At 35.7% G+C, this 7,289-nt stretch carries 9 protein-coding genes; all 9 read right to left on the bottom strand.

The window, feature by feature from the left end; all coding sequences use genetic code 11:
* Positions 1-199 precede the first annotated feature (199 nt).
* A complete protein-coding gene (locus tag JJJ02_RS11735; protein WP_111716746.1) occupies positions 200-649 on the bottom strand; it encodes a SprT family protein in 450 nt (149 codons plus the stop codon).
* Complete coding sequence (locus JJJ02_RS11730; RefSeq protein WP_111716744.1) at positions 639-2,789, bottom strand: Tex family protein; 2,151 nt, start codon at positions 2,787-2,789, stop codon at positions 639-641. Before JJJ02_RS11730 ends, JJJ02_RS11735 begins: the two co-directional genes overlap by 11 nt.
* An 80-nt stretch (positions 2,790-2,869) precedes the next feature.
* Positions 2,870-3,637 (bottom strand): RNA polymerase sigma factor SigB, encoded by a 768-nt coding sequence (sigB, locus tag JJJ02_RS11725; RefSeq protein WP_099581373.1) that lies wholly within the window; start codon positions 3,635-3,637, stop codon positions 2,870-2,872.
* A gap of 10 nt (positions 3,638-3,647) precedes the next feature.
* Positions 3,648-4,088, bottom strand: a complete 441-nt coding sequence (rsbW, locus tag JJJ02_RS11720; RefSeq protein ID WP_111716742.1) for an anti-sigma B factor RsbW — start codon at positions 4,086-4,088, stop codon at positions 3,648-3,650.
* Between the two features lies 1 nt (position 4,089).
* Positions 4,090-4,416, bottom strand: coding sequence for an anti-sigma factor antagonist (locus tag JJJ02_RS11715; RefSeq protein WP_111716740.1), 327 nt, complete (start codon positions 4,414-4,416; stop codon positions 4,090-4,092).
* Between the two features lie 89 nt (positions 4,417-4,505).
* A complete protein-coding gene (locus JJJ02_RS11710) occupies positions 4,506-5,504 on the bottom strand; it encodes a SpoIIE family protein phosphatase (RefSeq protein ID WP_372486733.1) in 999 nt (332 codons plus the stop codon).
* 58 nt (positions 5,505-5,562) lie between these two features.
* Entirely contained in the window at positions 5,563-5,925 is a 363-nt protein-coding gene (locus tag JJJ02_RS11705) for a type II toxin-antitoxin system PemK/MazF family toxin (RefSeq protein WP_096078043.1), read from the bottom strand.
* Complete coding sequence (locus JJJ02_RS11700) at positions 5,926-6,072, bottom strand: hypothetical protein (RefSeq protein WP_170122538.1); 147 nt, start codon at positions 6,070-6,072, stop codon at positions 5,926-5,928. It abuts the gene before it with no gap.
* A 62-nt stretch (positions 6,073-6,134) separates the two neighbouring features.
* On the bottom strand, positions 6,135-7,280 hold the full coding sequence (alr, locus tag JJJ02_RS11695) for an alanine racemase (protein WP_239243286.1): 1,146 nt from the start codon (positions 7,278-7,280) through the stop codon (positions 6,135-6,137).
* Positions 7,281-7,289 lie beyond the last annotated feature (9 nt).

The raw sequence follows: 7,289 nt of genomic DNA, 5'->3' as shown, positions 1-7,289 counted from the left end.
GGCGGTGTCTTAACCGCTTGACCAAGGGGCCGTGTTTTCAACAACGAAATTAATCTTATAATGATTCAGAAATAAAGTCAACAGTTTTTATAAAAAAACTTCACGAATTGTAAACTTTCCTATCAACCCTTTAAAAAAGCATTATAAATGACACTAAAATACACAAATGAAAACAGCGCACCCATGGGTACGCTGCGCTTTACCATACTTTTGTTATTGAGATTTCTCCCAAACACTTCGAACATTTATACTTCCCTGTATTCACTTTACGTTTTCTTAAGTAAGTCTGTCCGCATTTTTTACATGCATATGTGTATTTATAACCTTTGACAGAAGGAATCATCTCACAAAATCTAGGCGCTCCAACTTTTTCAGATAGATTTTTAAAGTCTTTATCGCGATGTTTATATCCTTTCCCTGCTAGATGTAAGTGATAATGCACGAGCTCATGTTTAATAATATCAACAACCGCATTCTCACCGAAAGTAATATATTGCTTCGGATTAATCTCTATATTATGACTGTTCAATAAATATCTGCCACCAGTAGTGCGTAAGCGATTGTTAAATGTCGCAAGATGCTCAAAAGGTTTATCAAAATATTCAATGGAGATACGTTCAACTAGCTGCTGTAAATCACTATTTTGCATTTGGATCCTTCATTGTTAATGCAACTTTACCTTTATCTTCAAAGATATCTTCAATCCACACATCGACAATATCTCCGACTGACACTACATCTGTAGGATGCTTAACAAATTTATTTGATAATTTTGAAATGTGCACTAAACCATCCTGTTTCACGCCAATATCTACAAATGCACCAAAGTCTACTACGTTACGTACAGTACCTGATAATTTCATCCCTTTACGTAAATCTTCTATTGATAGAACATCCGACTTAAGTAACGGTGTTTCAAAATCTTCACGTGGATCTCTTCCAGGTGCAATAAGTGCTGCAATGATATCTTCTAAAGTCGGTACACCGATAGAAAGTTTATCTGATGTTTGTTCCAGATTCAGTTGATTCAGTTTTTCTTTTAATGCATCGGTACCTAAATCATCAATTGTCATACCAATCGATTCGATTAACGCATATGTCGCATCATAACTTTCAGGGTGTATACCTGTATTATCTAACGGTTCACTACCGTCAGGTATTCGCATAAATCCGATACTTTGTTCAAACGTCTTTTTACCGAGCCTCGGAATCTTAGCAATTTCTTTATTATGTTTAATAGGTCCATTCTCTTCACGATGTTTAATGATATTCTCAGCGACTGTAGAAGATAATCCTGAAACATACTGTAATAACGGAGCTGATGCTGTATTTACATTGACTCCAACTTTATTCACTGCAGTTTCTACAACAAATGATAAAGCTTCATTTAACGCTTTTTGGTTAACGTCATGCTGGTATTGGCCTACACCGATAGATTTTGGATCAATTTTCACAAGTTCTGATAACGGATCCTGTACACGGCGACCGATTGAAACCGCACTTCTCTCTTCTACCTGAAAATCAGGAAACTCTTTACGTGCTAGATCACTGGCAGAATAAACTGATGCTCCCGCTTCATTCACGATAATATATTTTACATCTAAATTATTTTCTTTAATAAGGGCTGCAACAAATTGTTCTGATTCACGACTTGCAGTACCGTTACCTATCGCGATTAATTCAACATTGTTCTTTGAAATTAACTCAAGCAGCTTCTTCTTTGATTCTGCTACTTTACTTACTGGCGGATGTGGATAGATAACTGCTTTTTCAACAAATGTACCAAACGCATTGATTACTGCTAATTTACATCCCGTTCTGTAAGCTGGATCTAGACCAAGAATGACTTTACCTTTAAGTGGTGCTTGTAATAAAAGATTCTCCAAGTTAACAGAGAAAATATCAATTGCCTGTGTTTCAGCTTTTTCAGTTAGTTCATTACGAATTTCACGTTCAATAGATGGTAATATTAAACGCTTTAATGCTTCTTCAATTGCCAGCTCAATATATTGATTTGAATCGACTTCTTTTTTTACCATCTGTTTGCGGATATATGTTTTTATACGTGTATCGTCGACATTTACACCTACTTTTAGTACACCTTCTTTTTCACCACGGTTAATCGCGAGTGTACGATGCGGTACAATCTTATTCACTTTTTCTGAGTAGTCATAATACATTTCAAATACTGCTTTTTCATCTTCGGCTTTTTTCTTCTTAGTAGTTACAATCAGACCATTTGTCTCTACAAACTTTAATATGTATTCTCGATACTTCGGCTCATCTGAAATAATTTCAGCAATAATATCAATCGCACCATTGATTGCAGCTTCAACATCTTCAACCTCTTCATTTATAAAGTTTCGTGCCTCACTTACAATATCTTTCCCTTCAAAAGAAAGGATCATCTGTGCCAAAGGCTCAAGACCTTTACGCTTCGCTTCTGTAGCACGTGTCTTCTTCTTTTGTTTAAACGGACGATATAAGTCTTCTACACGTTGAAGCTTCACCTGCTCCATGATTTCCTGACGTAATTCATCTGTAAGCAAACCTTGTGCTTCAATTGTTCGGATAACATCATCTTTTCTTTTCTGTAGTGTTTCCATATAGCGATATTCAGTTTCAATATCTTTAATTTCAACTTCATCTAATCCACCTGTTACTTCTTTACGGTAACGTGCGATAAATGGCACTGTATTCTTTTCTTCTAAAAGGTTCAATACAGATTCAATCTGTTCTTTTTTAAATGGTAATTTTTCAATAATTAAATCAATAATATGTTTTTGCATAGCTGCCTCCTTAAGATACGTATATTTTACCACAATAGAAAAACTGCTGAAAACAGTCGCTTGTTTTCAGCAGTTATAATTTAACTTTTTTGAACAGCATCGCGTAACTTTTTAATCGCTGTACGTTGTAACCTTGAAACATGCATTTGACTTAATCCGATTTTCTCGCCTGTTTCTTTTTGGCTTAAACCTTCTATAAATGTGCATTGAATAATTTCTTTTTCACGATCAGACAAAATCGGCAATACTTTTTCTAAAATCATACGCTTTTCAGTTAATTCATAACCTTCTTCAGTATCACCCATTACATCAAGTAATGTCACTGTTGAGCCATCTTTATCAGCTTCGATAGAATGATCGACACTCAGTGCATTATAACTTTGACCCATCTCCATCGCTTCCAGTACTTCTTCTTCAGATGCTTCAATATAATCAGCAATTTCTTTAATTTTAGGAGAACGGCCGAGTTCATTTGTTAACTCATCTGTCGCTTTCTTTATCTTTGGCCCGATTTCTTTGATACGTCTCGGTACGTGCACACTCCACGTTTTATCTCTTAAATATCGTTTGATTTCTCCAATGACTGTCGGCACTAAAAACGCTTCAAATTTACGGTCAAAACTTACATCAAATCGGTTAATGGCACCAAGTAAGCCAACCATACCAACCTGTACTAAGTCTTCATGATGACTTTGACCTTTTGAATAGCGATATGCTAATGATTCAACTAACTTCTTATAATGCATAACAAGTTCGTTTTGAGCCATTTCATCTTTAGTATCTTGATAAAGCTTTATCCAAGCATTTATCTCTTCTGGAGTAACATCATTATAATTAGAACTGGTCATGAAGTTACACCTACTCCCCCGCAATATACTTTGTCATACTAATTGTAACACCGCTATCTTTCTTAACGTTTACTTCATCCATTAATGATTCGATTAAGAATAACCCTAATCCACCTTCACGAATAAAATCGATATTTTCATTTTCCTGATAAGGTCCTAATTCTGATTTAGCACGTTCATAATCAAAGCTTGTACCAGAATCAGAAACGATTACTTCTACTTTGTCTTCAAAAATGACATATCCAACTAATACATCACCTTTAACATCACCTTTGTAGGCATGTTTCACTGCATTGGTAACTGCTTCACTGACAGCAATCTTAGTGTCTTCGATATCATCGTATGAAGCACCAGCTCTATTTAAGATACCTGATAATGTTAATCGTACTAAGCCCACGTACTCAGCGGCTGCAGGAAATCTCATTTCGACATAATCATATGTTTTTTCCATATTATTCTCCCTCCACCGGCTGGTTAACATGCATAAGATCTTTTAATCCTGTAATATCAAATAATCGCTCTATACGACTATTTACACCTAATACATATAACTCTTTATTGTTTTTATTGAGTTCTTTTAATGTACCGACAAATAAGCCTAAGCCAGTACTATCCATATATGTAACTTCATCAATATGTAAATGAATATCATGTGTTCCTGCACTTCTGATAGGGACTAATACTTCTTGTAATTGTGGCACAGTTGCAACATCTAACTCTCCTGCGACGTTAATCTGATAAAAACCTTCTTGTTCAATCGTATCGATAGTTAAGTTCATGAATAATCTCCTTAAAATCATAAAATTTATAAATACTTAAAATATTATAGTATAAATATGAATACCCCCAACTTGAGGATATAAACATATTATTTTGTTCTTTTTATAATTAATATCGTTAAATCATCTCTTTTTTTAGGATCACCTATCGCAATCAGTTGTTCATAGACGACTTGAACGATATCTTGCGGATGTAAATCTTTGTATTGATAAATGAAACCTAAGAGTTCTTTAGTCGTGATAAAATCACCATTCAGATGACGTATTTCAGATACACCATCCGTATAGACAATGACCATATCACCAATCTCCAGCTCCAGCTCTTCCTGATCATATCGCGTTGATGGATGTACACCAAGTACTAAACCACGTGCATCCAGTTCTTCAAAAGAATCACTTTTTTTACGATAAACGTACCCCGGCTCATGTCCAGCAGATGCATAATAGAATTTATTGTTAATTTCTTCATATAAACCGTAGAACATTGTAACGAACATGTTTTGGTTTACATTCTTTTCGACTACGCGATTTAATCGCTTTAATCCATCACTTGGCAACTGACTGTGTCCATATGAGTCCATACCGAACTTGATCATACTCATCGCAAGTGCTGCCGGAATTCCTTTCCCGATGACATCAGCAACAGCAAAGCTCATCGTACCATCTTTATGATCGATTAAGTTAAAATAATCCCCATTTACGCGATGTGCAGGCACACTAATAGCACCAATCTGAACATTATTAAGATGTGGAATTTGCGTTTTTAACATCGTCGTTTGTAAGCTCGCCGCTAAATCCATTTCTTTATCATGCGCTTCCATCACTCTAACGAGCGCTTTATAATCTCGATATGAAAATCCAAACCCGATAATCATCTCTGTTAGTACGTCCATCGCATAATGCTGTTCAATCGCGTTATAACCGGATTCAACGACGATATCTTTATGAAGTATCACGATTTCTTCAGGCGAGATATCAAGTTCGATCGCTTCAAAGCTCAATGTCTGAACATCTTCTAATGCTGTTTCTTCTTTATGCTCGATATATTGTTTAAGAATTTGAGTATATCGTTCAACAATCTTGTCAATTTGACGCATCCAACTTTCCTCCCTATAAACCTTAAAAGAGACTTTAAGATAACTTATGTTAGCCTAAAGTCTCCGAGTCATCAATAGATAAATTAAGACTAATTGCTAGTGCTGCATCAACTTCCTCCATCTTCTCTTTTGGCAGGTAAGTCAATTTTTCAATAAGTCGATTTTTATCAATTGTTCTTATTTGTTCTAATAATATCACAGAATCTTTATCTAGATGATGATTGGTCTTACCAATCTCTACGTGGGTTGGGATTTTTGATTTATTGATTTTTGCAGTAATTGCTGCAACTATAACCGTCGGACTATATTTATTTCCTATATCATTTTGAATGATTACTACAGGTCGTTTACCGCCTTGCTCTGAACCTTTAACAGGTGACAAATCAGCTAAATAAACATCGCCGCGTTTCATTTATTCACCATCAGTTTGTACTGACATATGATCCACATTATCATACACTTCACATTCAAGGAGATAATGTTCTGAAGCAATTAACAGGTTAATTTCAGCCATTGATTGATAACCTTCAATCAACTGTTGTTCTTGTAGTTTACTCATCTTTTCTCCTCCAGTTACACGATTAACATAATTTTATCAAAAAATTTGTGGCCGTACCATTTTTATTTTAATAATTCATTATATTTTTCGACCGAACCGTCAGTATTATAAAATTTCGGTAATCTTCTACTTAAACTTGTCAATACTTCATAACTAATCGTCCCGAGTTGCGCTGCCACCTGTTCAATAGATTGCTTGCTATCCGTATGATGATCGATAATAATCGCTTGTGTGCCAACAGGTGTTCCTTTAGGTACACGTGCGATAAACTGATCCATACATATACGCCCGATAATTTCAGCATCAGTTCCTGCAAGATTAATTTTATAACCTTGCAACTTTCGATTTAAGCCATCCGCATAACCTAATGGGAATGTCGCAACCGTTTCTTCATGTTCAGCAGTATACGTCGCACCATAACTAACAGTATCACCAGGCTGTATATCTTTAACGAAATTCACTGTTGAAACAAGCTGCATCGCCGGCTTTAATTTAAGTTTAGAAATACTCTGAATATACTCAGAAGGATAGTACCCATATAAGCTAATACCTAAGCGTAAAGCTGTACATGCTGAAGCATCAAAACGTAAAGCGGCTGCACTATTTTGACAATGAATATATGATGGCAGTTCGTTTGAATGAACGATATCTATAAATTTATTGTATGCAACTGACGCACTGTCATTATCTTCGTCCGCACAACTAAAATGCGTATATACACCTTCAAAGATTGTTTTATCGTGCGCTTGAACAAGATCAACAACTTGTTGATATTCCTGCTTATCACGCATGCCAATGCGACCCATTCCAGTATCCACCTTTAAATGAACCCAGAATGGTTTGTCGTCTTCGTCCAGTAACCGAAGTGCTTCTTCTAACCAGGATAATCCTGGCACAGTTAACGCTAATCTATGTTGACTTGCTTTATGTATATCTTTTGGTTCAATAATACCTAACACTAAAATTTTAGCTTTAATACCGTGCATTCTTAATTCGATTGCTTCATCAAGCGTTGCAACCGCAAAAAATTCAGCACCTTGATTATAAAGGTGTGTCGCAATTTGTACTGACCCTAGCCCATATCCATTTGCTTTAACTACTGCGATAACTGTCTTATTAGGATGTAATCTACCTACAGCTTTAAAGTTTTCATTGATCGCATCAAGATCAACATTGACGAAACTCGGTCTATATATCCTGTCACTCATCTCTCTCAC

Origin of the sequence: Macrococcus sp. PK, from assembly GCF_022501545.1 — a bacterium.
Taxonomy (GTDB): domain Bacteria; phylum Bacillota; class Bacilli; order Staphylococcales; family Staphylococcaceae; genus Macrococcoides; species Macrococcoides epidermidis.
This window is presented reverse-complemented; position numbering and strand designations above follow the sequence as displayed.

What these genes read in the sequence shown, in the direction of transcription:
- JJJ02_RS11735 (WP_111716746.1), bottom strand. Translation starts at nt 649, where the DNA reads ATGCAAAATAGTGATTTACAGCAGCTAGTTGAACGTATCTCCATTGAA.
- JJJ02_RS11730 (WP_111716744.1), bottom strand. Translation starts at nt 2,789, where the DNA reads ATGCAAAAACATATTATTGATTTAATTATTGAAAAATTACCATTTAAA.
- sigB (WP_099581373.1), bottom strand. Translation starts at nt 3,637, where the DNA reads ATGACCAGTTCTAATTATAATGATGTTACTCCAGAAGAGATAAATGCT.
- rsbW (WP_111716742.1), bottom strand. Translation starts at nt 4,088, where the DNA reads ATGGAAAAAACATATGATTATGTCGAAATGAGATTTCCTGCAGCCGCT.
- JJJ02_RS11715 (WP_111716740.1), bottom strand. Translation starts at nt 4,416, where the DNA reads ATGAACTTAACTATCGATACGATTGAACAAGAAGGTTTTTATCAGATT.
- JJJ02_RS11705 (WP_096078043.1), bottom strand. Translation starts at nt 5,925, where the DNA reads ATGAAACGCGGCGATGTTTATTTAGCTGATTTGTCACCTGTTAAAGGT.
- JJJ02_RS11700 (WP_170122538.1), bottom strand. Translation starts at nt 6,072, where the DNA reads ATGAGTAAACTACAAGAACAACAGTTGATTGAAGGTTATCAATCAATG.
- alr (WP_239243286.1), bottom strand. Translation starts at nt 7,280, where the DNA reads ATGAGTGACAGGATATATAGACCGAGTTTCGTCAATGTTGATCTTGAT.